Source organism: Mycolicibacterium sp. SMGY-1XX, assembly GCF_059132455.1.
In genome coordinates this window covers 2770335-2794969 of record NZ_CP101139.1, presented here as the reverse complement: position 1 = coordinate 2794969, position 24635 = coordinate 2770335, and the positions used below count along the sequence as shown (strand labels likewise).

Sequence of the window (24635 nt, the reverse complement as noted above, 5' to 3'; positions counted from 1 at the left end):
CCGCCGGGGAGGCACACCGGTGGTGTCGCGAGGTTTCGTCGAGGCTGCGTGCACGCCCGGAAATCACGCCCGAACACCGGCGTCAGCGCAGTATCAAACCCGAGTCAGTCGAGCAGCACGGTGGCGAACGTGCCCACCTCGGTGAAACCCACACGCGCATAGGCAGCGCGGGCCACGGTGTTGTAGTTGTTCACATACAGGCTGGCCACCCGGCCACCTGCCACCACCGCCGCCGCCAACGCTGCGGTACCCGCCGCACCCAAGCCCTGGCCCCGCCGCTCGGGATGCACCCAGACACCCTGGATCTGGCCGACGCTCGGCGACTGCGAGCCCACCTCGGCCTTGAACACCACCTCACCGTGCTCGAAACGGGCCCAGGCCCGGCCGGCGGCAATCAGCCCGGCCACCCGGCGCCGATACCCGCGGCCGCCATCACCGATTCGGGGGTCGATGCCCACCTCGCCGATGAACATGTCGATGGCCGCGACCAGGTAAGCGTCCAGCTCATCGATGCGCACCCGTCGCACCAGAGGATCGATCGGCGACGACGGCGCGGCGGCCAGCGCCAGCAGCGGTTGCTCATCGCGGACGTCGCGGGCTGGGCCCCAAGCACTTTCGAGGCGCTGCCACATCGGCATCACCAACTCGGCGCGACCCACCAGAGACGAGCAGCGGCGGGCACTGCTCATCGCTTTGTCGGCGAACGCGTGCAGGTCGGCTGCCGAACCGCGCAGCGGGATCAGGTTGGCACCGGCGTAACAGAGGGACTCCTCGGCCCGTCGCCGCGTCCACAACTCACCGCCGATGGCGCCCGCGTCGATACCGTGGTCGGCGACCCGGGCCGCGACCATGCAGGAGCCCACCGGGTCGTCGTCGAACACCCGGTTGACGGCCGCGGCGTCGCGCACCACAGACACCCGCCGCTCGTCGACCAGACGAAACAGAGGTGGAGCCGACATGAGGACTCTTTCTCAAGACAGCGGCCCCCGGATAGCCGCCAACCGCCTCTAGCTTACGGTCACCACCGGCGGACCGGTGGTAGTTAGCTCATCACCGCGTTCCTCGGCGATTCGCAGTGCCTCTTCGATCAGCGTCTCGACGATCTGCGCCTCGGGCACGGTCTTGATGACCTCACCCCGGACGAAGATCTGCCCCTTGCCATTTCCGGAAGCCACGCCAAGATCGGCCTCACGGGCCTCGCCGGGGCCGTTCACCACACAGCCCATGACGGCGACGCGCAGCGGGACGTTCATGCCCTCCAGTCCGGCGGTCACCTCGTTGGCCAGGGTGTAGACGTCGACCTGGGCGCGCCCGCAGGACGGGCACGACACGATCTCCAGGCCGCGCGGACGCAGGTTCAGCGATTCCAGGATCTGGTTGCCGACCTTGATCTCCTCGACCGGCGGCGCGGACAGCGAGACGCGGATGGTGTCGCCGATGCCTTTACTCAGCAGCGCACCGAACGCGACGGCGGACTTGATGGTGCCTTGGAAGGCCGGGCCGGCCTCGGTGACGCCGAGGTGCAGCGGGTAATCGCACTGCGCGGCCAGTTGCTCGTAGGCGGCCACCATGATCACCGGATCGTTGTGCTTGACGCTGATCTTGATATCGCCGAAGCCGTGCTCCTCGAACAGCGAGGCTTCCCACAACGCGGACTCGACGAGCGCTTCCGGGGTGGCCTTGCCGTACTTCTTCAACAGCCGCGGATCCAGGGAGCCGGCGTTGACACCGATCCGGATCGGGATGCCGGCGTCCCCGGCGGCCTTGGCCACCTCCTTGACCCGGCCGTCGAACTCCTTGATGTTGCCGGGGTTGACCCGCACCGCCGCACACCCCGCATCGATGGCGGCGAAGATGTACTTGGGCTGGAAGTGGATGTCGGCGATCACCGGGATGTTCGCCTTCTTGGCGATCACCGGCAACGCATCCGCATCTTCCTGACGCGGGCAGGCCACGCGCACGATGTCGCAGCCGGAGGCGGTGAGTTCGGCGATCTGCTGCAGCGTGGAATTGATGTCGTGGGTTTTGGTGGTGCACATCGACTGCACGGCGATCGGATGATCACTGCCGATGCCGACGTCGCCCACCATCAACTGACGCGTCTTGCGCCGCGGGGCAAGCGTGGGCGCCGGGGCTGCCGGCATACCCAAGCCGATGGAGGTCATCAACTCTTCCTTTTCTCAGTACGACCGACTACTGGAACAGCCTGATCGGGTTGACCAGATCTGCGGTCACGGTCAGCAGCATGTAGCCGACCACCACCACCAAGACTACGTACGTGGCAGGCATCAGCTTGAGGTAGTTGACGGGGGCGGCGGCCACCTTGCCGCGCGCCGTGCGCAACATGTTGCGGATCTTCTCGTACACCGCGATCGCGATGTGCCCGCCGTCGAACGGCAACAGCGGAACCAGGTTCACCGCGCCCAGCACGAAGTTCAGCTGCGCCAGGAAGAACCAGAACGCCACCCACAGGCCCGCGTCCACGGTGTCGCCGCCGATGATCGAGGCCCCGACCACGCTGATCGGGGTCTCGGGGTCACGCTCGCCGCCGCCGATGGCATCCACCAGCGCACCCACCTTGGTCGGGATCTGGGCCAGCGACTTGCCCAGTTCGACGGCGAGGTCCCCGGTGAACGCGAACGTCGCCGGTACCGCCGAGAGCGGGTTGTAGTGGGTGGGGCCGAACTGCGCGGCGCTGACACCGATGGCGCCGACCTCGATGGTCTGCTCAGCGCCGTCAGTGCCGGTGATGCGCTGGGTCTGCGTGACGTCGACGACGGTGCTGAAACTCTGCCCGTCGCGTTCCACCACGAAGGTGGTGGGCGCCTTGAGGTCGCGGACCGCGGTCACCATCTCGTCGAAGTTGGCGACGGGGGTGTCGCCCACCTTGACGATGGTGTCGCCGGCCTGGATGCCGGCCTGCGCGGCCGGACCGGTACCCGTGCACTCCCCCAGTTCGCCGCGTGTGACTTCGGGTGCCACACAAGCGGTTTGGCCGACGATCGCGGTGGTGGGCGGGTGCAGGTTGGGCAGACCCCAGATGACGGCGATGGCATAGATCAGCACCAGGCCGATGATGAAATTCATACCGGGCCCGGCGAACAGCACCGCGACCCGTTTCCACGTCTTCTGCTTGTACATCGCGTACCGGCGGTCTTCGGGTGACAGTTCCTCGACCGAGGTCATACCGGCGATATCGCAGAAGCCGCCCAGGGGTATCGCTTTGATGCCGTACTCGGTCTCACCGAGGCGGTTGGGCCGCCACGTCGACCACAGCGTGGGCCCGAAACCCACGAAATAGCGACGCACCTTCATTCCGGTGGCGCGCGCCACCCACATGTGTCCGCATTCGTGCAGCGCCACTGACACCAGGATGGCCAGTGCGAACAGCACGATGCCTAACGCAAACATCATTCTGTGGTGAGGACCTTCCGTGAGACGCGCTCCATCTGGGCTTGAGCGGCTTGCCGTGCCCAGCGTTGCGCGTCGAGTACATCGTCCACGGTAGCCGGTTCGGCTGCCCATTGATCCGCGGCGTGCAGCACGTCACTCACCGTTCGCACGATCGACGGAAACGAGATGCGACCGGCGAGGAACGCCTCGGCGGCTTCTTCGTTGGCGGCGTTGTACACCGCCGTCATGCAACCGCCGACGGTGCCGGCGTGCCGGGCCAGGTCCACCGCGGGGAACACGGCGTTGTCCACCGGCTCGAACTCCCAGGTGGAAGCGGTGGTCCAGTCGCAGGCCGACGCGGCGCCGGGGACACGGGCGGGCCAGCCCAGCGCCAGCGCGATCGGCAGTTTCATGTCCGGCGGGCTGGCCTGAGCCAGCGTGGACCCGTCGCAGAAGGTGACCATCGAGTGCACGATCGACTGCGGATGCACCACCACTTCGATCCGGTCGTACGGGATACCGAACAGCAGGTGCGTTTCGATCAACTCCAGACCCTTGTTCACCAGCGAGGCCGAGTTCAAGGTGTTCATCGGGCCCATCGACCAGGTGGGGTGGGCGCCGGCCTGTTCGGGTGTGACGGCCTCCAGGGCCTCGGCGCGCCAACCACGGAACGGCCCGCCGGAGGCGGTCAGCACCAGGCTGGCGACTTCGTCGGCGGTGCCACCACGCAGGCATTGCGCCAGCGCGGAGTGTTCGGAGTCCACCGGCACGATCTGGCCGAGGGCGGCCGCCTTGAGCACCAGCGGGCCACCGGCGATCAGCGATTCCTTGTTGGCCAGCGCCAACCGGGCGCCGCTGTGCAGGGCAGCCAGGGTCGGCTTGAGACCCAGGGCGCCGACCAGTGCGTTGAGCACCACGTCGGCCTCGGTGTTCTCGACGATGTGAGTGGCCGCGTCCGGTCCGCGGTACGCCGCCTCGACGACCGAGTCCGGGTCTGCGACCGCGACGTTGCTCACTCCGGTCTGCTGCGCCTGCTGCGCCAGCAGGTCCGGGTTGCCGCCGCCGGCTGCCAGGCCGACGACCTCGAATCGGTCCGGGTTGGCAGCGATGACCTCGAGCGCCTGGGTTCCGATGGACCCGGTGCTGCCGAGGATCAGAACCCGCAGGCGGTTGGTTACCACCGCACTATTGTGCCGCGCCGGTGCAAACCGGCGTTCCTGCCTCGACGGAAACGGCACAAAATATGACACAAGCGTGACAAACAGCCTCTGACGGCCGTCCGGGGCCCTCGGCGATCCGAATCGTGGGTACAGGAGCCGCACGGGATCCTGCCCGTTTGTCCACAGAAGAAGACAAGGAAGTCGCCGATCATGCACACGATTCAGCACCGGATCTTCGCCGCCGGTTTCGCCGCCGCCACCGCCCTCGTCATGACAGCGTGTTCCAGCGAACAGGCCGAGAGCAACGTCTCCTCGGCCACCAGCGCAGCATCGTCGGCCGCCGAGGCGGCAACGGGTGAGTCCAGCACCTCGGCTGCCCCCACCAGTGCGATGGCCGATCCTGCCGCCAACCTGGTGGGCGCCGGCTGCGCAGCATATGCCGAGCAGGTGCCCGAGGGACCGGGATCGGTTTCGGGTATGGCCCAGGACCCTGTGACCGTGGCGGCGTCCAACAACCCGATGCTCAAGACGCTGACGCAGGCGCTCTCCGGTCAGCTGAACCCGGGCGTCAATCTGGTCGACACCCTCAACGGAGGCGAGTTCACCGTGTTCGCACCGACCGATGACGCGTTCGCCAAGATCGACGCCGCCACGCTCGAGCAGCTCAAGACCGATTCGGATCTGCTGACGTCGATCCTCACTTATCACGTGGTGCCCGGGCAGGCCGCCCCCGACCAGGTGGTCGGCGAGCACGTCACCGTGCAGGGTGCGCCGGTGACGGTCACCGGCGAAGGCGACGAACTCAAGGTCAACGACGCGGGACTGGTTTGCGGAGGTGTGCAAACCGCCAACGCGACCGTCTACATGATTGATACTGTGTTGATGCCGCCAGCAGCCTGACGGCCCGAGACCGGCAAGGCAGCCCGAACCCCCGACCGGGCTGCCTTGCCTTTCTCTACATGCACTCGAAAATGGTTCCGAGACAGCCGGTCCGACACTTCGTCGGGCCCTATAGCCGGTATCTCCCCGTGCATCCTGCCCGTGCTGCCGGTTATCTTCTTCAGCTGCGCCAGCGGACCATCGCAACCACCCGAGCCGACGGCATGCGGCCCCTATCTGGGAGGCACTTGCCCTGCGGCGCTGCAGAATTCGTGCCTTTCGAGCTCGCGCCCCAGACCTATCCGGGCGTGGGCAAGGTGGTGAACAACGGCGGCCCATGGGCACTGGGTTGTGAAAGCGCGACGGTGCTGAGCCGAGAATGACTCATTGCGTTGGACTTTCACACCAGAGACTTTGTTTACGCTTCACACCCATCCGGCTGTGAAGCTGCTGCGAATCACATGTGTCAGAGCACTCTGATTTTCAACGAAGCAGCCGAAGGAGTCGACGTTCGATGAAGACACAGATGAAGACCGCCACCGGAATTGCCGCCGCGATACTGGGATTCGCGGTCACCGCCGCGCCCGCCGCAGTGGCCGAACCCATGGGTCCTGTCGGCCCGGGCTGTGCGGCCTACGCAGAGCAGAACCCGACCGGTCCGGGTTCGGTGACCGGCATGGCGCAGGATCCGGTGACCGTCGCCGCGTCCAACAACCCCATGCTCACCACATTGACTGCGGCCGTCTCAGGTCAGCTCAATCCGCAGGTGAACCTGGTGGACACCCTCAACGGTGGCGAGTTCACGGTGTTCGCCCCGACCGATGACGCGTTCGCCAAGATCGATCCCGCGACCATCGAGACCCTCAAGACCGACGCACCCCTGCTGACGAACATCCTCACCTACCACGTGGTTCCGGGCCGGGTCAGCCCTGATCAGGTCGCAGGAACGCACGTCACCGTGCAGGGCGCGCCAGTCACCGTCGCCGGCCCGGCCGATCACCTGACGGTCAACGACGCCTCGGTGCTGTGCGGTGGAGTTCAGACCGCCAACGCGACCGTTTACCTTGTCGACACCGTGCTGATGCCACCGGCCGCGTAATCGGTCAAAGCGTCCGACCGTCGACCAACCAGGTCCGCCCCGACGACGGCCGAGGCTGCATCGGAAACCCAAAAAGCCGATGGCCGCGGCCATCTCGTCGGGGCGGGCCGGGTTTGCCCGCGCCGTACACCGGGATGCCGGCCCTGCCCCACACTCACACATGGGCTCCGGGTGAATCCGCACGGAACACCGGCCAACACAGGTCGGTCACCCACTGCGCGGAGTCCGTTGTGTCCCAGAAGAACCGGTGGTAGTACTCCCGCAGGGGCCCGTCCACACTGATCTCGTGCTGCCGCGAGTACTGACCGAGCTCGCTGTAAGCCAGATCGACGTCGTCGTGCGGACCGGCGTACCGGGTGACCACCAGCTCGGCCCGCGGCACCACCGTCGCTTGCACCCGCCCCTCTCCACGATCGCCACCGCGGGCGTCTCGGGCACGGTCCGCCGCTCGACGTGGGCGGCGGTCGGTTCCAGGATCGCGCGCAGCGATTCGACGGCGCGGCGGGTGGCCGCGAGCTCGGCTTCCAGCCGTCGCAGGTGCTCGCCGATCAGGACGTTGCGTTCACCGGGCGCCGCCGACAGCACGGAACGCACATCGGCGATCGGCATGTCCAGGTCGCGTAGCCGGCGGATCATCTGTGTGGTGGGGACCTGATCGTGCGTGTAATACCGGTAGCCGGTGGCCGGGTCGACGTACGCCGGCGCTACCAGCCCGACGTCGTGATAGTGCCGCAGTGTCTTCACGCTCAGCTGGGTCATTCGGGAAAAATCCCCGATGGACAGCATCTCGGTCATGGGTTCATCGTCAGGTCTCCCCCAACCGGAGTGGCAACCGTCACGGCGGCGGGAAGTGCTGCACCCAGTGCCGGGCGATGTCCACCCGCCGGGTGATCCACACCTTGTCGTGCGCCTGGACGTGATCCAGGAACCGCTCCAGCGAGGCGATCCGCGCGGGCCGGCCCACCAACCTGCAGTGCAGCCCCACCGACAGCATCTTGGGTGCGCCCGCGGCGCCTTCGGCGTACAGCACGTCGAACGCGTCGCGCAGGTAGGCGAAGAACTCGTCACCGGAGGGAAATCCGCTGGTGGAGACGAACTTCATGTCGTTGGTGTCCAAGGTGTACGGCACCACGAGGTGAGCGCGCCCATCGACCTGCGTCCAGTAAGGGAGGTCGTCGGCGTAGGAGTCGGAGTCATACAGGAAACCGCCGTGTTCGACGACCAGCCGCCGGGTCTGGGGAGAGTCTCGCCCGGTGTACCAGCCCAGCGGTGCTGCCCCGGTGAGTTCGGTGAACAACGCCACGGCTTCGGCCAGGTGCTCCCGTTCCAACTTCTCGTCGGCCAGCTGGTAACTCAGCCAGCGCAGTCCGTGACAGGCGATCTCGTCGCCGCGTTCCAGGAAGGCAGCCACGGCCTCCGGGTTGCGCGCCAAGGCCATCGACACCCCGAATATCGTCAACGGCAGCTTGCGCCTGTCGAAGGTGCGCAGGATACGCCACAACCCGGCGCGTGAGCCGTACTCGTAGAGCGACTCCAGGCTCATGTGCCGATTCGGAAACGACTGTGCACCAATGACTTCCGATAGGAACGTTTCAGACCCCGGGTCGCCGTGCAGGACGTTGTTCTCGGCACCCTCCTCGTAGTTGAGGACGAACTGCACAGCGATGTTGGCTCCGCCGGGCCAGTGCGGATGCGGCGGGTTGGCTCCGTACCCCACCATGTCGCGGGGGTAGTCGTGCAGGGTCATGGCCGCCATTGTGTCAGCGTCACAGAGCCGTCATCGACTGAGAGTTTTCCCTTCCTGGAAATCGGGCAGCATCTCAGGCATGACACGGCTGTTGTGGTTCCGGCGCGATCTCCGTCTGGGCGATCTCCCTGCGCTGCTCGACGCGGGCGCCGAGGACGCGGAGGTGCTGGCCTGTTACGTCCTGGATCCCCGGTTGACGGCCTCGTCGGGGCCTCGACGCGAGCAGTTCCTCTACGACTCACTGCGGGAACTGCGCGACGCCCTCGACGGCCGGCTGCTGGTCATCCGCGGCCGTCCCGACACCGAGATCCCGGCGTTGGCCAAGGCCGTCGAAGCCACGTCGGTCCACGTCTCGGCGGAGTTCACGCCATTTGGCCGGGCCCGTGACGAGGCGGTGGCCAAAGCCCTCGGCGACATCCCGCTGGAGGCCTCGGGTTCGCCCTACCTGGTGTCCCCGGGGCGGCTCACCAAAGACGACGGCTCGACCTACAAGGTGTTCACCCCGTACTTCCGCAGGTGGCGCGAAAGCGGCTGGCGCGCCCCGGCGAAGACCGGTCCGGCGTCTGCCCGCTGGATCAACCCGGCCGACGTGTCCGGGGTCGGTGAGCACCTCGAGATCCCGGACCCCGGCACCGAGTTGCCCTACCCCGCCGGGGAGAAAGCCGCCAGACGCCGGTGGAAGCGCTTCGTCGACGACGGCCTGACCGGGTACGCCGACCAGCGCAACCGCCCCGACCTGGACGCCACCAGCCGCATGTCGGCCTATCTGCACTTCGGCAACATCCATCCCCGCACGCTGGCCGCCGACCTCACCAGCAAGGCCGAGGGGCCCGCCGCGTATCTGCGCGAACTGGCCTTCCGCGACTTCTACGCCACGGTGCTCGCGGAATGGCCGCGCAGCGTCTGGTGGAACTTCAACTCCGACTTCGACGCCATCGAGGTCGACCAGGACGATGAGGCGCAGGCGGGTTTCGCTGCGTGGAAGGACGGCCGGACCGGGTTCCCCATCGTCGACGCCGGCATGCGGCAGCTACGCGAATCCGGGTTCATGCACAACCGGGTCCGGATGATCACCGCGTCCTTTCTGGTCAAAGATCTGCACCTGCCGTGGCAGTGGGGGGCCAAGTGGTTTCTGGAGCAGCTGCTCGACGGCGATATGGCCAGCAACCAGCACGGCTGGCAGTGGGCGGCCGGTAGTGGCACCGACGCCGCGCCGTACTTCCGGGTGTTCAATCCCGATACCCAGGGCAAGAAGTTCGATCCCGACGAGGTGTACGTGCGGCGCTGGGTGCCCGAGTACGGCACCGACGACTACCCGCAACCGATCGTCGACCACAGCGCTGAGCGCGCTGAAGCGCTGCGCCGGTACAACGCGCTCGGCTGAATCGGCGTGTGCCAGAATGACCGGAGGAATTCCGGCCCCGATCGTGAGGAGCTCAGCAGTGGTCAGCACCGAGGTGCAGCGCTACGACGACGTCGATACTGCCGATGTGCCGTCCGCGCACTGGGGTTGGAGCACGATCAAGCACAGCACCTGGCACTTGGCCGGGCTGTTCATCATCTTCTTCCTGCTGATGATGCTGCACGGCAATCACCAGGGCCACGTCGAGGACTATTTCCTGATCGGATTCGCCGTCATCTCGACGATCTTCCTGGTCCGCGACTGGTGGGGCCGCCGCCGCGGCTGGCTGCGCTAGACGTACTTTCGGCCGCGAACCGGAGAGCCGCTACACGAGTGTGGACTTGATTCACGCCTCGACGTCGTGAGCGTGCCTCAAGTCCACAGTCACCGCGGTGTCTAGCCTTCGGCCGCCAGCTGGCCACACGCGGCGGCGATCTCCCGGCCCCGCGTATCTCGCACCGTGCACGACACGCCCTTGGCGCGCACCCGTCTCACGAACTCCCGCTCCACCGGTTTGGGGCTGGCGTCCCATTCGCTGCCCGGGGTGGGGTTCAGCGGGATCAAGTTGACGTGCACCAGCGGCCCGAACGCGGCATGCAGCTTCTTGCCCAGAAGGTCGGCACGCCACGGCTGATCGTTGACGTCGCGGATCAACGCGTATTCGACCGACACCCGGCGGCCGGTCCGGTCGGCGTAATACCGTGCCGCGTCCAGCACTTCGTCGATCTTCCACCGGTTGTTCACCGGCACCAGGGTGTCGCGCAGCTCGTCGTCGGGCGTGTGCAACGACAGCGCCAGCGTCACGCCCAGCTTCTCGTCGGCGAGCTTGCGAATCGCCGGCGCCAGACCGACCGTCGACACCGTGACCGACCGCGCCGAGATGCCGAAACCGTGGGGCGCCGGCTCGATGATGCGGCGCACCGTGGCCACCACCCGGTTGTAATTGGCCAGCGGCTCACCCATGCCCATGAACACCACATTGGACAGCCGACCGTCGAACTCGTCGCGCACCGCGGCCGCCGCGGAACGCACCTGCTCGACGATCTCGCCGGTGGACAGGTTGCGCATCAACCCGCCTTGGCCGGTGGCGCAGAACGGGCAGGCCATCCCGCAGCCGGCCTGCGACGAGATGCACACCGTGTTGCGGTCCGGATAGCGCATCAGCACCGACTCGAACGTGGTGCCGTCGACCGCACGCCACAAAGTCTTGCGGGTCTCGCCGGCGTCACACTGGATCTGCTTGGCGACCGTGAGCAGTTGGGGAAACAGCGCTTCGGCGATCTGCGAACGCACCCCGGCGGGCAGATCGGTCATCTGCTCAGGGTCGGCGATCAACCGGCCGAAGTACTGCGACGCCAGCTGCTTACCCCGGAAGGCGGGCAGCCCCAGTTCGGCGACGGCGGCAGCGCGGGCCGCCGAGTCCAGATCGGCAAAATGCCGCGGGGGCAGTGCCCGCCGCGGCGCATCGAATACCAACGGAAGATTCATGATCGCAGTCCAGTATGCCGCCAACGGCGCCCTGAACCCGAATCACGCCAGGACGGCCAGCACGATCCAGGTGGCGGCGGCGGACGGAAGGATCGAATCGATGCGGTCCATGATGCCGCCGTGGCCCGGCAGCAAGGTGCCCATGTCCTTGATGCCGAGGTCCCGCTTGACCTGGGATTCGACCAGGTCACCGAGGGTGCCGGTGATCACCAGGAAGATACCGAGCGGGATTCCCACCCAGGCCGGCTGCTCGAGCAGGTAGGTCACCGCCAGCACCGACGCGGTGACGCCGGCCACCATGGAGCCGGCGAAGCCCTCCCAGGATTTCTTGGGGCTGATGGCCGGCACCATCGGGTGTTTACCGAACAGCACGCCGGCCACATAACCGCCGATGTCGGAGAACACCACTGCCAGCAGCATGCAGAGGACCCGGGCCCACCCGTCCTCGGGATAGATGAGCAGCACTCCGAAGGCACCGCACAGCGGAATCCAGGCGGCCAGGAACACCGTCACCGCGACGTCGCGCAGGTAGTTCAGCGGCGCAGTGGTGAGCCCCTGCGCCAGCAATCGCCAGATGAGGCAGACCAGCACCGTGCCGCCGAATCCCCCCAGCGCCCCGGCGGCGCCGAACGGCCACGTCAGCCAGATGGTGGCCTGACCGCCCACCAGCAACGGCACCACCGGGATGACGAAACCGCCCTCCCGGAGCCTGCGAACCACCTCGTGGGTGGCGACCGCGATGGCGACGGCCACGACGCCGATCCACACGTAGGGGGCAAACAGCAGGATCGCGATGAGCCCGAAGCCCAGGACGCAACCAACCGCGATGGCCGCCGGCAGATTACGTCCGGCGCGCGAGGCCTTGGGGGCGGGCTCGCTGCCAGTGTCGGTATTAGCCACGGGGGTGCTCACTGGAAGTCAGACTTCCAGCAACTCACCTTCTTTGTGCTTGACCAATTCGTCGATCTGGCTGACGTACTGCTGGGTGCTCTTGTCGAGGTCCTTCTCCGCGCGGGTGACCTCGTCCTCGCCGGCCTCGCCGTCCTTCTTGATGCGGCTCAGCTCATCCATGGTCTTGCGGCGGATGTTGCGCACCGAGACCTTGGCGTCCTCGCCCTTGGACTTGGCCTGCTTGACGAGTTCGCGACGACGCTCCTCGGTGAGCTGCGGGATGGCGACCCGGATGACGTTGCCGTCGTTGCCGGGGTTGACGCCGAGGTCGGAGTTGCGGATCGCATCCTCGATGGCACGCAGCTGATTGGCCTCGTACGGCTTGATGACCACCAGACGCGGCTCGGGCACATTGATGCTCGACAGTTGCGTGATGGGCGTCATCGATCCGTAATACTCGATGTTGATGCGGGAGAACATGCCCGGATTCGCGCGGCCGGTACGGATGGACGCCAAGTCATCACGCGCGACCGTCACGGCCTTTTCCATCTTCTCCTCGGCATCGAAGAGCGCCTCGTCGATCACGGTTTCGTCTCCCGTCGCTTCGTTCGCCTCGTCAGTCGCCCCCTACGCATGCGTCAAGTGGTGACCAGTGTCCCGATCTTCTCACCTGCGACGGCCCGGGCGATATTTCCGTCGGTCAACAGGTTGAAAACCAAGATCGGCATGCCATTGTCCATGCACAAGCTGAACGCGGTGGCATCGGCCACCTTGAGTCCCTGGTCGATCACTTCGCGGTGCGTGACCGCGGTGAGCAGCGTGGCGTCCGGGTTGGTCCGTGGGTCGTCGGTGTAGACGCCGTCCACCGCCTTGGCCATCAGGACCACCTCGGCGCCGATCTCGAGTGCCCGTTGCGCGGCCGTGGTGTCGGTGGAGAAATACGGCAGGCCCATGCCCGCGCCGAAGATCACCACACGCCCCTTCTCGAGGTGTCTGCGGGCCCGCAAGGGAATGTAGGGCTCGGCCACCTGGCCCATGGTGATCGCCGTCTGCACCCGGGTGTCGATGCCTTCCTTCTGCAGGAAGTCCTGCAGCGCAAGGCTGTTCATCACCGTGCCGAGCATGCCCATGTAGTCCGAACGGGTGCGCTCCATCCCCCGTTGCTGCAGTTGCGCACCGCGAAAGAAATTGCCGCCCCCGATGACCACCGCGACCTGTACGCCTTCGCGAACCACTTCGGCGATCTGCCGGGCCACCAACGCGACCACATCGGGATCGAGCCCCACCTGCCCGCCACCGAACATCTCACCGCCCAGCTTGAGCAGCACCCGCGCGTACTTCGGCCGGGGTATCGCGGTTGTCGTCATCAGCCCCCCCATCGGATTTCGAGAAATCTCAGACATGCAATCGCCATCCGGGCCAGTGCCTGGACGGCTGGTCCTATCCTGCCTCATCGTCTCGCGCCCGACTGCACAGCGGGGCATACCCGCCCGGGCGCGCCTCGACCCTGCGGCCCCGGCCGGGACAGCACCTCGCAGAACCTCCACCACGGCGGATCGCCGACGTGGTGCAGGCCACGCTCGCAGACCCCTCATCGACTATGTTTCATCTGATCACGTGAACAGATGGGCGAGAAGGGTGGCGATGACCGACCACAAGCGAACACGCAGCTGTCTCCGGCTCACCGCCCTGTCCACACTCGTGTTGGCGGGCTGCGCCGCACCGTCGTCCTCGGAGTCCCCGGATCAGATCGTTCTCGCCGAGGCCCAGGAACTCGGCAGCTACAGCCCGTTCGTCAGCTATGGCGAACTGGGCGTCTCCCCCATCTACGAGGGCCTGCTGCGACCGCAGGCCGACTCCGACGCCGAGATTCCCGACCTGGTGCCCGCCCTGGCCGCAGCGCCCCCGGAATCGATCGCCCCCGGACGCTGGCGCCTGCAGCTGCGCCAGGGAGTCACGTTCTCCGACGGCACCCCGTTCGACTCCGCCGACGTGGTGGCCACCTACGCCGCCCTCAAGGATCCCGTCGTCGCCGCCGAGATCGCGACCAACGTGGCTCCGCTCACCGCCGTCACCGCAGCCGGCCCGCATGCCGTGACCATCGACGTCGACACCGAAACCGACCCGTCCCCGTATCTGCTGACCGGCATCGTGCCGTCGGAGAAGGTGGAGCAGGCCCCCGCGGCGGACTGGGCCCTCAACACCGCACCGGTGGGCACCGGCCCGTATCGATTGGACAGCCTGCGACCCGACCAGGCGGTGATGGTGGCACGCGAGGACTACTGGGGCGAGAAGCCACAGGTGACCCGCATCGTCTACACCCACACCCCCGACGACAACACCCGCGCGCAGCGCATCACCACCGGCGAGGTGGACGGCGTGAATCTGCCGCCCAAGCTCATCAAGTCGGTGAACAGTGACGATGTGTCCACTGTCGCGGTGAAATCGGCAGACTGGCGCGGCGTTTCGTTTCCCGCCGGTCTCCCGTTCACCGCCGACCCACAAGCCCGGCTCGCGATGAACCTCGGTGTCGACCGCACCGCCGTCATCCGCGACGTGCTCGACGGCCACGGCCGGCCTGCCGACACCCCCATCGGCGACGTCTACGGCGGTGCCTACAACCCGGATGCCACTTTCCCCTTCGATGCGACACAGGCCGGCGCGATACTCGACCGCGCCGGCTGGCGCCCCGGACCCGACGGGATCCGTGAAAAGGACGGCGCGCGAGCCGAGTTCGAGCTGCTGTACAACGCCTCGGACACGCTGCGCCGCGACCTGTCCGTCGCATTCGCCGCCGCCATGAAACCGCTTGGCGTCCAGGTCAACCCGCGGGGCAGCAGCTGGGATGAGATCGACACACTCTTCGACACCTCCGCGGTGTTGCTCGGTGGCGGTTCGACCCCGTACAGCATCGACTCCCAGGTCTACGACACCCTGCACACCCGGGTCCCGGATTCCTCGCCGTACTCGAACCCCGGAAACTTCACCGCACCCGGTCTCGACGAGTTGCTGGAGCGGGCCCGCCAATCCGCTTCCGGCGAGGGCAAAGACGCACTCTACCGCGAGATCCAGGCCAGTTATGTCGCGCAGCCGTCGAATGTGTTCCTGGCGTTCCTGGATCACACCTACGCCTATCGCGACCTCGGCTGGAATCAGACGGCGCCGATCCTCGAGCCACACTCCCACGGGGTGACCTGGGGGCCGTGGTGGCAGCTGAACGCCTGGACCCGATGAGCGCCACGCCGACCGCGGACTGGCGTCGCAATCGACTACGGCCCGCCGCCCGACTCCTCGGAATCCGTTCGTTGATCGCCATTCCGGTCACACTGGCGGTGTCGGTGGGCATGTTCGGCGTGGCCGCACTGTCCCCGTTCGACCCGCTGGCGGCCTACCTGGGCAACAACTACCAGTTCGCCACCCAGTCCCAGCGTGAGGCCGTGCGGGCGGCCTACGACCTGGACCAGCCGTGGTGGCAGGCCTGGTGGCACTGGCTCACCGCGGCGCTTGACGGGGATCTGGGCTGGTCGTCCACCCAGTCGCTGCCGGTGGGTACCGTACTGGCCGAACGGATGCCGTTCACCCTGGGCCTGTCGGGCACGGCACTGCTCCTCGGCGCACTGATCGCCCTGGTTCTGGGGTGTGTCGCCGGAATGCGGGGCGGACTCATCGACCGGCTGTGCAACGGCTTCGCGGTGACGTTCGCGGCGGTTCCGCCGTTTGTGGTGTCGCTGGCATTGGTGACCGTGTTCGCCGTCGGCTTGCGCTGGTTGCCCACCTCGGGCGCCAGACCGCCGGGTGGTGACTACACCGTCAGCGGCGTGCTGACGTATGCGGTGCTGCCGCTGACTGCGCTGGTGGTCTCGCAGATTCCGTGGCTGCTGCTGGCCACCAGGGCGGCGGTGCTCGAGGCGCGGGACTCCGACGCGGTGCGGGCCGCCCGCGCCCGCGGTGTGCACGGCTGGCCACTGTTGCGTGCCCACATCGCACCGGTCTCGGTGCTGCCGACATTGGCGCTGCTGGGCACCCGACTTCCTGAGCTCATCGCCGGGGCCGCGATCGTCGAGACCATCTTCGGCTGGCCCGGAGTGGCCGCCGTCCTGGTGGATTCGGCTGCTGCGCTGGACTTCTCACTGATGGCAGCGCTGACGGTCGGTGCGGCGCTGGCCGTCCTGCTCGGCTCGGCGCTGTCCGATGCCGCGGCAGTCGCCTTGGATCCCCGGATCGGACTGCGCGCATGAGCTCGTCGATCCTGCCCCGGCGGGCCGTCGTCGGTTGGCCGTGGATTCTGTTGGCGACCATCGCGCTGGCCGCGGTGGCGATCCCACTCGGCGCGGGAGAACAGCTGGCCGATTTCGGCCGGGCACTGCAGCCACCCAGCGCCGCCCACCCCGCCGGCACCGACCATTCCGGCTATGACCTGTTGGTCAGGACCGCGCAGGGGCTGCAGATCTCGCTGTTGATCGCGGCTACGTGTGCAGTGGTGGCGACCGTGCTGGGCGCCGCGATCGGCGTCGGTTCGGCGCTGGCGGGCGGGTGGGTCGACGCAGCGGTCATGCGTGTCGTCGACGGAGTGAACGCCCTCCCACATCTGGTGGTGGGCATCGTGATCGCGGCGATGTGGCGCGGTGAGCCGTTGGCCATCATCGCCTCGATCGGTCTCACCCACTGGCCGGCTGTCGCCCGGGTGGTGCGCGCCGAACTGCTCGCGGTCACCGACGCCGGTTGGGTGCAGACCTCCCGGTTGGCCGGGGCGTCACGCTGGTTCATCGCGCGGCACCACCTGGCCCCGGCGGTGACGGGTCAGGCGGTGGTCGCGATGGTGATGCTGCTGCCGCACGCGGTCTGGCACGAGTCGACGCTGTCGTTCCTCGGCGTCGGGCTGTCCCCAGACCGCGCGAGCCTGGGCACTTTGTTGGGACAGGCGCGTGGTGACATCCTGGCCGGAGCGTGGTGGACGCTGGTGGTACCTGCCGGCGCGTTGATCCTGACCGCGTTGTCCTTCGCCGCGGCCGCCTCCGCGGTGCGCCGGCGCAGTGAACCACCCAGCGGGCAGGTGTGGTGATGACATACGCCGCGCAGCTTCGTTCGTTCACCGTGGACATCGCCACCCGCCACGGTCGGCACTCCCCCGTGGTGCGCACCCTCGATGAGGTGGACCTGACGGTCACCGCGGGCAGCCTCACCGCGCTGATCGGCGAGTCCGGATGTGGGAAATCCCTTGTCGCGGCAGCCCTGTGCGGTCTGCTGCCGGCGGGTTCGCAGGCGCGCGGTCACATCCTCATCGGCGACCGGGATTTCAGCGCCGCCGAGGAGCGGGATTGGCGGGCGGTCCGCGGCCACCACATCGGGCTCGTGCCGCAGTCGGCGGCGACGTCGTTCACCCCGGTGCGCACCGTGGGCTCACAACTCACCGAGGTGTGCCGCCGGCTCGACGCCGACCGCAATGCCGCTGAACTGCTCCTCGCGGCGCATCTACCCGCAGAGGCCGGAGCGCTGTACCCGCACGAGCTGTCCGGCGGCATGGCCCAGCGCGCCGCCATCGCCGCTGCCGTGGCGGGCCGTCCGGCGCTGTTGATCGCCGACGAACCGACCTCCGCGCTGGATCCCGCGCACGCCGCGGCAGTGTGGGAACTGCTCGGTGCGATCGCCGCTTCCGGTGCCGGCGTCTTGGTCATCACCCATGACCTGGCGTCGCTGCTCGACGCCGGCGTCTGTGACGATGTGGCGCTGATGCGCGACGGTACCGTCATGTGCCAGGCGCCGCTGGCCGAGATGGCCGACAGCGCAGACCCGTACATCGGTTCGTTCTTCGCCGGAGTGCGCTCATGAGTACAGCCCTGACGGCCGAGGACATCTCGGTTGCCTTCGCCGGCCGGCCGGTACTGCGCGCGGTCAACCTGACCGTCCGCGCCGGCGAGATCGTCGGCGTGACGGGATCGTCGGGCTGCGGTAAGACGACGCTGCTGCGGGTGCTGGCGGGGCTGCGCCGGCCCGATACCGGCAGGGTGCGCTACGGCGAGAAAGCCGTCGCACCAACGGGTTCGGTCGGTATGCTGGCCCAGCACCCGCGGTTGGTGTGCAATCCACGGTGGACGTTGCGCGCCATCGTCGCCGAGCCGGCCCGGATCCGCGGCACGGTGGCCGACGTCGAACGCATCAGCGCCCGCGTCGGACTGCACACCGCGCTGCTGGAGCGCCACCCGGCCCAGGTCAGCGACGGACAACTGCAGCGCGCCTGCATCGCACGAGCCCTGTTGGCGGCCCCGCGCTTCCTGTTGTGCGACGAGCCCACCGCGATGCTGGATCCGATCGCAGCCGGTGCTATCGCCGATCTCCTCGAGCAGATCGCCGCCGAGGGCACCGGAGTGGTTCTGGTGAGCCACAATCCGAGGCTCGTCGATGCCCTCGCCGGCGATGTGGTGCAGCTGGGTCAGGACTCCCGGGCGACCTCCGCCACCGGCAACCCTGCGTGATGGGACGCATGGCACGCCTTGGGTGGTGACGGCGGCAGATCCAGCGCCGGATTGCCGTCGAAGAATCCGATCGGCTTGAGATGGAACCCGGTGTACGCACACGGCATCACCGGCCAGTCCTCCGGTCGCACGACGTGATGTGCGCCCAGGGTGTACCAGAGCACCACGTCACTGTCCTCGAGCGGCGCATCGTCGGCGACGAACTCCGGCAGCCCCTGGACGTCGGCCGATTGGTACATGTAGTCACCGGCGGCAAACTTCTCGGCCGGGTCGTACTTCGTCACCCAGAGGTTGTGCTGCAGGAACCTGGCCCGGTCGTAGATGTAGGAACCCTCCTGCACCATCACCGGTACGACATCCTTGGGCACCAGCTTGTAGGCCACCGGGATGCCGAGCTCGTTGCGCTTCGACGGGTTGGTCACCTTCCAGTATCGGCCGGTCGACCAGTTCCAGTCCCGTGCGCCGTCGGCCTCGGAGGCCACCAGCGTGTCCTGGGTGATCCACGCGTTCTTGTGCGGGTTGCGTGCCGGATCGGGCTCTGGGACCGAATCCACCTCGTACACACTGTTTCCCGCGCCGTCGATGCTCATGTCGAGCCGGAAGTTGAAGAAGTGCTGATGGTTCGGACCGTAGATGCCGGGCGCCACCATCTTGCCCCAGCGCGGCTGCTCGCCGGGCGCCATCTCGACGGACCCGGTGGTCAGCACACCCGACAACTTCACCTCGACCTCGATGGAAGCGTCGTTGTAGAAGTACCAGAAGAAGCCGTACTCGTAGTTACCGACGGTGCAGATCATCGAGATCACCAGCCGCCGCGACCGCCGCACCTCCACCTCTTCGGTCCGGAAATCCGTGTGCTTCCAGGAGATCCCGTAGTCCTCCTCGTGCATGCAGATCGCGTTCGGGATCGTCACCGCACTGCCGCTGGAGTCGTTGACCGTCCCGTCGAAGTAGTGGATCTCGCCCAGGCAGTCACAGCCCAGGGTCAGCGGGTTGGCCGAGAAGCCCATCCCCACCTCGCCCATGTCGAAGACGTTCTTGTTCCAGTGCGTCGGTGAACTGTCCCCGTAGGGCACCACCATTTCCGACAGCGACCCGCGGTACAGGATGGGCCGGGTCTGGCCACGATCGGTGTAGGACACCTCGTGGATGGTCAGGCCCTCCCGCGGATTGAACCCGATACGCAGTGACCATTTCTGCCACTGCACGTTCCAGCCGTCGACGGTGAAACTCGGCCCGTCGGGCTGGGTGATCTCGATCGGCTTGACGTCATCGCGGAACTGCGTGAACGCGGGGCGGTTGTCCGGATCGAACATGAACTGTTCGGAGTAGTTGCCCGCCTTGGGCGGTAGCGGCACCACGCCGTGGTCCTCGATGTCGAGCACCTTCATGGCATCCAGATCGAAGGTGACGATCAACCCCTCGACCGGCCTGGCGTAGCCGTGTTCGGACGGCGCGGCCCGCATGAATGTCAACGGCCGGCAGATCAGCGGTGAGTTGTCGTAGTGGTCCTGCGCCCCGTAGTAGCCGGCCGGCCACGGGTCGATCATCGCCAGGCTGAAGTCGGTGACGCCGCGCTTGCGCATGGCTTCCTGCCAGCGGGGGTCCTCCCGGACCTTCTCCTCCACACCGGTCATGTGCTCCACCAGATACGACGGGAAGCGGCCCGGCACCTCCTTCCACGCGTCGATGGTGCCCGCCACGACGTCGACGATCGCCTCGTAGATCATCTTGGCGTCGTACATCGTGACGAACGCCTGACGGGGCACCGGGATCGCGGGATCGAACGTCAGCGCCGGCGTCTTCTCCGGCTCGGCCAACTGGATCATCACGAATTTCAGTGTGGGGGTGCCATATTCGGATTCGGTGATGATCCTGGCCGCCGCCTCGATTTCCGCGCCGGACAGGGGGTCCAGTGGATAGCGGACTGAATCACCGGTGCCCGGCGTGTTCAGTAGGGTGCTGTCCATGGTCATTTGGTAGTGCCTTCCGATTCTGTGAGGTCGAACACCGCGAGGTGCGCCAGCGAGTCTTCCTGGCTGGTCTTGTGCGCCGAACGCCGCCCGAAGATGTAGACGACGAGGCCGAGGGCAAACATGCCCAGGCTGATCCCGCCCACCCAGGTCATCCAGGTCGCGGTCGGAACATCGATCCACGGCGTGACGAACGAGTAATAGATGCCGCCGATGGTGCCCAGGGAACCGACGATGACGACCGCCCACACGCCGGCCATACCGCCGGGGATGCGCCAGAACGTCTCGTTCTCATAGCGATCGGCGTACTTCTTGCGGGCCACGACCACCGGGATCAGGAAGAAGAACCCGGACAGCAGCCACACGGTGCTCAGTCCGCCCTGCAGGTAGATGGTCACGTTGGCCATGCTGCTCTGCGAGTACAGCCCGACCAGGATCAGCGACGAGATGACACCCTGGATCAGGATGGCGGTCACCGGGTTACGGGTGCGCGGATTGAGGTGGGTGAAGATGCGCGGAAGGTGCCGCTCCAGGCCGGAGACGAAGATCAGCCGCGAGTAGGCCACCTGGTATGTCATCAACGCGACGATGATGATGAAGGCCAGCACGATGGCGCAGACTTCCATCAGGCCGGGGAAGCCGGCGACGTCGAGCATGCCGATGATCCCGGTCACCGGGTCGATCTCGTCGCTGGGCAGCGCCATCATGGTGCCGAGCGTGGTCAGCAGGTAGATGGCCACCAGAGCCGTTGAGCCCCAAAGGATCATCCGGGGTCCGCTGCGGCGCACCGACAGGAACTCCGCGCCCATGTTGTACGGGGTCTCCACACCCAGCAGGTACAGCAGCACCGTGCCGTAGAGGAAGCCGGCCACCGCGAAGTTGGGGATGGTGGCCTCGGCCCAGCTGAACGGCGTGGCCGAGCCGTTGTTCACGGCGAACAGCAGACCGCAGATGAAGATGGTGAGTGTCAGCACGCCGTAGACGACGAAGACGATGTTCATGATCTTCTGATTGGCGGCCAGTTTGGCCAGCGCCAGACCGATCACCGTCCACAGGATCACCAGCTGCAAGATGATGCTGGTGGTCAGGCCCAGTTCGGTGTGGAACGCCAGCAGCAGGAACTGCAGCACCACCGCGGGCGAAGACGCGGCGTTGAGGATCACCGGCACCCACGACAGGTAGCCGCCGATGAAGCCCCAGGTCTCTCCCATGGTGCGGTAGGCCCAGATGTACACCCCGCCCTGGCCGGGCCACAGGTTGCCCAGCTCCACCACGGCCATACCCGCGGGGATCAGAAAGGTCAGAATGCCCAGGACCCACATCGGGATCGCGGTCCATCCGCCTGCGGCCATCACCGACGATCCGGTGACCCAGCAGATGATGAAAACGTAAGCGGCTGTGAGCCCGAAGGTGCTCATCACCTTGGGCAGGATTTGTTCGGGGACGAGCTCGGTGGTCATGAGTTTGTCGCGGTGGGCCGGTGGCGCGGCCTCTGCTTGTGTCATCGAATCTCCGAAAGGGTTGGGAGCGAAGGGGGGACTAGTTGAGGATCTGTCCGTCTTTCATCCGGACGACACGGCTCGCTTCATCGGCCACCGTGGGATCGTGGGTGCTGGCGACCACGGTGACGCCCAGCGTCGAACACAGGTCGCGCAACATGCGCACCACCGTCTCCCCCGTTCGGTGGTCCAAATTGGCGGTGGGCTCGTCGGCCAGCACCAGCGTCGGATTGCTGATCAGCGACCGCGCGATGGCGGTGCGTTGTTGTTCCCCGCCCGACATCTTGGTCGGCTGATGGTTGATCCGGTGACTCAACCCCACCAGCTCGAGCAGTTCGGTGGCCCGCTTGCGCAGCGACTTGCGGTCATACGGCTCGAACATCAGGGGTAGCTCGACGTTCTCGACCGCCGACAGGAACGGGATCAGGTTGTAGCTCTGGAAGATGAACCCGATGGTGTCGTGCCGCAGTGCGGCGAACTGGCTCTCGGACAGTTTCGACGTGTCCTGGCCGGCGATCTTCACGGTGCCCTTGGTGGGACGGTCCAGGCCGCCGATGATGTTGAGCAACGTCGACTTACCGCTGCCGCTCGGCCCCATCAGGCAGACGAATTCGCCCGGCATCACCTTTAATTCGGCGGCCACCAACGCCTTGACCACCTCGTCGCCCAGCTTGTGCAGCTTCCAGACATCGTTGATCTCGATCACCGGTTTCTTCGCCGTCTCGGTGTCGACGATCGAAACAGTGGCCTCGGATTCCGCTGACTCGTCCAGTGCGGTCATGCGCTGACTAACCTCCTGCGCTCAGGGATCGGATGGGGGGACGCGAAGCCGCGTTCCAGGTGGGCACCATGCTGGTCGCGAGGGCGGCGACGATGCTGACCGCCACGGCGATCGCGGCGCCGAACCCCAGACCGCCGTAGGAGATGCCCGTGGGCACGAAGCCCGCCAGGGCCGCCACGATTCCGGTGACCACGGCCAGCACGGCGCCCAGCAGAGCCCCCAGGATCGCCGCCACCACCGGTTCGACCAGCAGCGCGGCGACCACGGGGCCGCGCGGGATCCCGTTGGCGCTGAGCACACCGAGCTCGCGGGTGCGGTGAGCGACCGTCCTGGTGGTGGCCACCGCCACCTCGACGACACCGACGAGCAAGACGGTGACCGCGATCAGGATCACCGCACGGTTGATCTCGTCGGCATGTCCCAAAGTGGCGGACTGGGCGCTGATACCGGCGGACATCCCGAACACCAGGACCACCAGATAGGCGCCGGTGGCGGTGGTGACGATGGGCAGCACCATCTCGCGGATACGCCGGCGTGCCGACAGGTACCCGTAGGCCAGCCCCTTGCTGATCATCGAGCCTCCAGGAGATCAACGGGTTTCTGTTGCAGCAGCCGGTGCACCGGGACCAATGCGCCGACTATCGCCATGGCGGGCAGGAACGCCGCGACCATGGCCGAGGCCTGCGCCCAGGCGGTCACGGTGGCGATCTCCGGGATCACCAGTGCCACAGCAGCTCCGGCCCCCAGCACGCCTACCAGATAGGCGGCGACGAAGACCACCGCGGATTCGACGAGGAAGAAGTAGAGGACCTCATCGGCGAGCCCGATACTGCTCATGATCCCGAACTCGCGTTTGCGTTCCTGGACCGCCGCCAGGAACGACGACACCGCGATGACAAAACCCAGGCCGAGGCCGACGATCGAAATGAGGCCGAGGGTTGAACTGGTGACCTTGCCGGAGAACAACGCCGAGAATTTCTGTTCGAAGGTCAGCGGACCGGAACCGCCCACCGTGTCATAGATCAGGCCCGAACCCGCCGGATCGGGTTGCACCGAGGGATCGGGGGTCGACGGCATCCCCACCTCCTCGGCGAAGGCCTGCGCCAGATCGCGGCGGCTCTCCTGGCCCGCCGGGGCCTCGACCGTCCACCACCCGTGATCGCCGACCACCGTCTGCGCCAGCTCCGCCGGCACCAGCATGGACTGCCCCGGTCCGGAGACGTCCACCGTCAGGTCCTGTCCACCCACCGTCACCGAGTCACCCGGTGAGACGCCGAGGCGCTGCGCCAGATCGGCACCGAGAACGGCTTGGCCCGAGCGGATTTCGTCGCGCCCCCGCAGTGACACCACGGACCCGTCGACGGTGGTCACACCGGAGAGTGTGCGCACTCCCCGCCAGCCGTCGGGGATGCTGATGGCCGGGGCCGGCCCGTCGGCGACCAACGCCTGGGCCTCCTGGTCGAAGTGCACGCCCGCAGCCGGAACCGCCCACAGCGCCGAGCCGTCCAGGACCTCGCTCACGGAGTCGGCCCCGGTGATGGCGAAGCTGGCCGCGATGGTCCGCACCACCACCACACAGGCGATGGCCAACGCGATGCCCAGCACCGACAGGACGAACCGTTCGGGCCGGCGTCGGATGTTGGCGAACGCGAACCGCACCAGGCACATGAACGTGTTGCCGGGTGCGGTCGCGACCGCCGGTGCTCGTGAGGTTGTCGCTGTGGGCGCAATGGTCTCCACAGCAGGAATGCTGAGATCGCCCTGTTTCATTGACTGCCGCGCGGAATGTCCAACGCGTTAACTCGGGCGGGCCCGGGTTAAGTCGGTGTGTCAGGAAGACAACGGATTTC

The 24635-nt window shown here is 66.9% G+C and carries 24 protein-coding genes and 1 pseudogene; 9 read left to right on the top strand and 16 right to left on the bottom strand.

Annotated features, from left to right (window positions below; translation table 11 throughout):
- Positions 1 to 104 precede the first annotated feature (104 nt).
- From NL241_RS13735 to dxr, 4 genes are read right to left on the bottom strand one after another with little or no spacing between them, the layout of a single operon-like run.
- Positions 105 to 959, bottom strand: a complete 855-nt coding sequence (locus NL241_RS13735; protein ID WP_487689283.1) for a GNAT family N-acetyltransferase — start codon at positions 957 to 959, stop codon at positions 105 to 107.
- A 48-nt stretch (positions 960 to 1007) separates the two neighbouring features.
- Entirely contained in the window at positions 1008 to 2165 is a 1158-nt protein-coding gene (gene ispG, locus NL241_RS13730) for a flavodoxin-dependent (E)-4-hydroxy-3-methylbut-2-enyl-diphosphate synthase (RefSeq protein WP_487689281.1), read from the bottom strand.
- Between the two features lie 28 nt (positions 2166 to 2193).
- A complete protein-coding gene (locus NL241_RS13725) occupies positions 2194 to 3414 on the bottom strand; it encodes a M50 family metallopeptidase (RefSeq protein WP_494397822.1) in 1221 nt (406 codons plus the stop codon).
- Entirely contained in the window at positions 3411 to 4574 is a 1164-nt protein-coding gene (gene dxr, locus NL241_RS13720; protein WP_494397821.1) for a 1-deoxy-D-xylulose-5-phosphate reductoisomerase, read from the bottom strand. Before dxr ends, NL241_RS13725 begins: the two co-directional genes overlap by 4 nt.
- A gap of 189 nt (positions 4575 to 4763) precedes the next feature.
- On the opposite strand from dxr, the gene NL241_RS13715 reads away from it, so the two are divergent.
- On the top strand, positions 4764 to 5453 hold the full coding sequence (locus NL241_RS13715) for a fasciclin domain-containing protein (RefSeq protein ID WP_494397820.1): 690 nt from the start codon (positions 4764 to 4766) through the stop codon (positions 5451 to 5453).
- 505 nt (positions 5454 to 5958) lie between these two features.
- Positions 5959 to 6531 (top strand): fasciclin domain-containing protein, encoded by a 573-nt coding sequence (locus NL241_RS13710; RefSeq protein WP_494398307.1) that lies wholly within the window; start codon positions 5959 to 5961, stop codon positions 6529 to 6531.
- A 154-nt stretch (positions 6532 to 6685) separates the two neighbouring features.
- Here NL241_RS13710 and NL241_RS13705 read toward each other — a convergent pair whose 3' ends face one another.
- From NL241_RS13705 to puuE, 3 genes and pseudogenes are all read right to left on the bottom strand, one after another.
- The gene (locus NL241_RS13705; protein ID WP_494397819.1) at positions 6686 to 6895 is read right to left on the bottom strand and encodes a GyrI-like domain-containing protein; all 210 of its coding nucleotides are present in this window, start codon (positions 6893 to 6895) and stop codon (positions 6686 to 6688) included.
- Positions 6896 to 7164: 269 nt separating this feature from the next.
- Positions 7165 to 7290: pseudogene (locus tag NL241_RS13700) on the bottom strand (MerR family DNA-binding transcriptional regulator); the annotation flags it as partial.
- 76 nt (positions 7291 to 7366) lie between these two features.
- On the bottom strand, positions 7367 to 8287 hold the full coding sequence (gene puuE, locus NL241_RS13695; RefSeq protein ID WP_487689270.1) for an allantoinase PuuE: 921 nt from the start codon (positions 8285 to 8287) through the stop codon (positions 7367 to 7369).
- A gap of 70 nt (positions 8288 to 8357) precedes the next feature.
- Here puuE and NL241_RS13690 point away from each other — a divergent pair, with 70 nt between their 5' ends.
- Together NL241_RS13690 and NL241_RS13685 are read left to right on the top strand one after the other, a co-directional pair.
- Positions 8358 to 9662 (top strand): cryptochrome/photolyase family protein, encoded by a 1305-nt coding sequence (locus tag NL241_RS13690; RefSeq protein ID WP_494397818.1) that lies wholly within the window; start codon positions 8358 to 8360, stop codon positions 9660 to 9662.
- A gap of 58 nt (positions 9663 to 9720) precedes the next feature.
- Positions 9721 to 9975 (top strand): DUF2631 domain-containing protein, encoded by a 255-nt coding sequence (locus NL241_RS13685; protein ID WP_487689266.1) that lies wholly within the window; start codon positions 9721 to 9723, stop codon positions 9973 to 9975.
- A gap of 101 nt (positions 9976 to 10076) precedes the next feature.
- On the opposite strand, the gene rlmN is transcribed toward NL241_RS13685, so the two are convergent.
- Genes rlmN through pyrH form a run of 4 tightly spaced genes read right to left on the bottom strand, consistent with a single transcriptional unit; the run spans position 10077 to position 13438 of the window.
- On the bottom strand, positions 10077 to 11168 hold the full coding sequence (gene rlmN / locus NL241_RS13680; protein ID WP_487689264.1) for a dual-specificity RNA methyltransferase RlmN: 1092 nt from the start codon (positions 11166 to 11168) through the stop codon (positions 10077 to 10079).
- Positions 11169 to 11210: 42 nt separating this feature from the next.
- The gene (locus tag NL241_RS13675) at positions 11211 to 12068 is read right to left on the bottom strand and encodes a phosphatidate cytidylyltransferase (RefSeq protein ID WP_494397817.1); all 858 of its coding nucleotides are present in this window, start codon (positions 12066 to 12068) and stop codon (positions 11211 to 11213) included.
- A gap of 18 nt (positions 12069 to 12086) precedes the next feature.
- Positions 12087 to 12644 (bottom strand): ribosome recycling factor, encoded by a 558-nt coding sequence (frr, locus tag NL241_RS13670; RefSeq protein ID WP_487689260.1) that lies wholly within the window; start codon positions 12642 to 12644, stop codon positions 12087 to 12089.
- A 53-nt stretch (positions 12645 to 12697) separates the two neighbouring features.
- Positions 12698 to 13438: a UMP kinase gene (gene pyrH / locus NL241_RS13665; protein ID WP_494398306.1), complete on the bottom strand. Its 741-nt coding sequence runs from the start codon at positions 13436 to 13438 to the stop codon at positions 12698 to 12700.
- A gap of 265 nt (positions 13439 to 13703) precedes the next feature.
- Here pyrH and NL241_RS13660 point away from each other — a divergent pair, with 265 nt between their 5' ends.
- The 5 genes from NL241_RS13660 to NL241_RS13640 are packed head-to-tail and all read left to right on the top strand — an operon-like array spanning position 13704 to position 18532.
- On the top strand, positions 13704 to 15293 hold the full coding sequence (locus NL241_RS13660; RefSeq protein ID WP_494397816.1) for an ABC transporter substrate-binding protein: 1590 nt from the start codon (positions 13704 to 13706) through the stop codon (positions 15291 to 15293).
- Positions 15290 to 16297 carry an ABC transporter permease gene (locus NL241_RS13655; RefSeq protein WP_494398305.1) on the top strand — a complete coding sequence of 336 codons (1008 nt, stop codon included), beginning with the start codon at positions 15290 to 15292 and terminating at the stop codon, positions 16295 to 16297. The genes NL241_RS13660 and NL241_RS13655 overlap by 4 nt, the downstream gene beginning before the upstream one ends.
- The gene (locus tag NL241_RS13650; protein ID WP_487689255.1) at positions 16294 to 17121 is read left to right on the top strand and encodes an ABC transporter permease; all 828 of its coding nucleotides are present in this window, start codon (positions 16294 to 16296) and stop codon (positions 17119 to 17121) included. Before NL241_RS13655 ends, NL241_RS13650 begins: the two co-directional genes overlap by 4 nt.
- Entirely contained in the window at positions 17121 to 17888 is a 768-nt protein-coding gene (locus tag NL241_RS13645; RefSeq protein ID WP_494397815.1) for an ATP-binding cassette domain-containing protein, read from the top strand. Before NL241_RS13650 ends, NL241_RS13645 begins: the two co-directional genes overlap by 1 nt.
- Positions 17885 to 18532 carry an ABC transporter ATP-binding protein gene (locus NL241_RS13640; protein ID WP_494397814.1) on the top strand — a complete coding sequence of 216 codons (648 nt, stop codon included), beginning with the start codon at positions 17885 to 17887 and terminating at the stop codon, positions 18530 to 18532. The genes NL241_RS13645 and NL241_RS13640 overlap by 4 nt, the downstream gene beginning before the upstream one ends.
- Here NL241_RS13640 and NL241_RS13635 read toward each other — a convergent pair.
- From NL241_RS13635 to NL241_RS13615, 5 genes are read right to left on the bottom strand one after another with little or no spacing between them, the layout of a single operon-like run.
- Entirely contained in the window at positions 18490 to 20508 is a 2019-nt protein-coding gene (locus NL241_RS13635; RefSeq protein WP_494397813.1) for a primary-amine oxidase, read from the bottom strand. The two genes, NL241_RS13640 and NL241_RS13635, sit on opposite strands and share 43 nt — an antisense overlap.
- Entirely contained in the window at positions 20505 to 22010 is a 1506-nt protein-coding gene (locus tag NL241_RS13630; protein WP_494397812.1) for an APC family permease, read from the bottom strand. The genes NL241_RS13635 and NL241_RS13630 overlap by 4 nt, the downstream gene beginning before the upstream one ends.
- Before the next feature lie 34 nt (positions 22011 to 22044).
- Positions 22045 to 22785 (bottom strand): ABC transporter ATP-binding protein, encoded by a 741-nt coding sequence (locus tag NL241_RS13625; protein WP_487689244.1) that lies wholly within the window; start codon positions 22783 to 22785, stop codon positions 22045 to 22047.
- A gap of 7 nt (positions 22786 to 22792) precedes the next feature.
- Positions 22793 to 23359: an ABC transporter permease gene (locus NL241_RS13620; protein WP_487689241.1), complete on the bottom strand. Its 567-nt coding sequence runs from the start codon at positions 23357 to 23359 to the stop codon at positions 22793 to 22795.
- Complete coding sequence (locus tag NL241_RS13615) at positions 23356 to 24555, bottom strand: ABC transporter permease (RefSeq protein ID WP_494397811.1); 1200 nt, start codon at positions 24553 to 24555, stop codon at positions 23356 to 23358. Before NL241_RS13615 ends, NL241_RS13620 begins: the two co-directional genes overlap by 4 nt.
- Positions 24556 to 24635 lie beyond the last annotated feature (80 nt).

Coding starts and splice junctions, on each gene's coding strand:
- NL241_RS13660 (WP_494397816.1), top strand. CDS start 13,704: ATGACCGACCACAAGCGAACACGCAGCTGTCTCCGGCTCACCGCCCTG.
- NL241_RS13650 (WP_487689255.1), top strand. CDS start 16,294: ATGAGCTCGTCGATCCTGCCCCGGCGGGCCGTCGTCGGTTGGCCGTGG.
- NL241_RS13710 (WP_494398307.1), top strand. CDS start 5,959: ATGAAGACCGCCACCGGAATTGCCGCCGCGATACTGGGATTCGCGGTC.
- ispG (WP_487689281.1), bottom strand. CDS start 2,165: ATGACCTCCATCGGCTTGGGTATGCCGGCAGCCCCGGCGCCCACGCTT.
- NL241_RS13615 (WP_494397811.1), bottom strand. CDS start 24,555: ATGAAACAGGGCGATCTCAGCATTCCTGCTGTGGAGACCATTGCGCCC.
- NL241_RS13735 (WP_487689283.1), bottom strand. CDS start 959: ATGTCGGCTCCACCTCTGTTTCGTCTGGTCGACGAGCGGCGGGTGTCT.
- NL241_RS13690 (WP_494397818.1), top strand. CDS start 8,358: ATGACACGGCTGTTGTGGTTCCGGCGCGATCTCCGTCTGGGCGATCTC.
- rlmN (WP_487689264.1), bottom strand. CDS start 11,168: ATGAATCTTCCGTTGGTATTCGATGCGCCGCGGCGGGCACTGCCCCCG.
- NL241_RS13645 (WP_494397815.1), top strand. CDS start 17,121: ATGACATACGCCGCGCAGCTTCGTTCGTTCACCGTGGACATCGCCACC.
- NL241_RS13725 (WP_494397822.1), bottom strand. CDS start 3,414: ATGATGTTTGCGTTAGGCATCGTGCTGTTCGCACTGGCCATCCTGGTG.
- NL241_RS13625 (WP_487689244.1), bottom strand. CDS start 22,785: ATGACCGCACTGGACGAGTCAGCGGAATCCGAGGCCACTGTTTCGATC.
- NL241_RS13620 (WP_487689241.1), bottom strand. CDS start 23,359: ATGATCAGCAAGGGGCTGGCCTACGGGTACCTGTCGGCACGCCGGCGT.
- NL241_RS13715 (WP_494397820.1), top strand. CDS start 4,764: ATGCACACGATTCAGCACCGGATCTTCGCCGCCGGTTTCGCCGCCGCC.
- puuE (WP_487689270.1), bottom strand. CDS start 8,287: ATGGCGGCCATGACCCTGCACGACTACCCCCGCGACATGGTGGGGTAC.
- NL241_RS13655 (WP_494398305.1), top strand. CDS start 15,290: ATGAGCGCCACGCCGACCGCGGACTGGCGTCGCAATCGACTACGGCCC.
- NL241_RS13635 (WP_494397813.1), bottom strand. CDS start 20,508: ATGACCATGGACAGCACCCTACTGAACACGCCGGGCACCGGTGATTCA.
- NL241_RS13640 (WP_494397814.1), top strand. CDS start 17,885: ATGAGTACAGCCCTGACGGCCGAGGACATCTCGGTTGCCTTCGCCGGC.
- pyrH (WP_494398306.1), bottom strand. CDS start 13,438: ATGGGGGGGCTGATGACGACAACCGCGATACCCCGGCCGAAGTACGCG.
- NL241_RS13630 (WP_494397812.1), bottom strand. CDS start 22,010: ATGACACAAGCAGAGGCCGCGCCACCGGCCCACCGCGACAAACTCATG.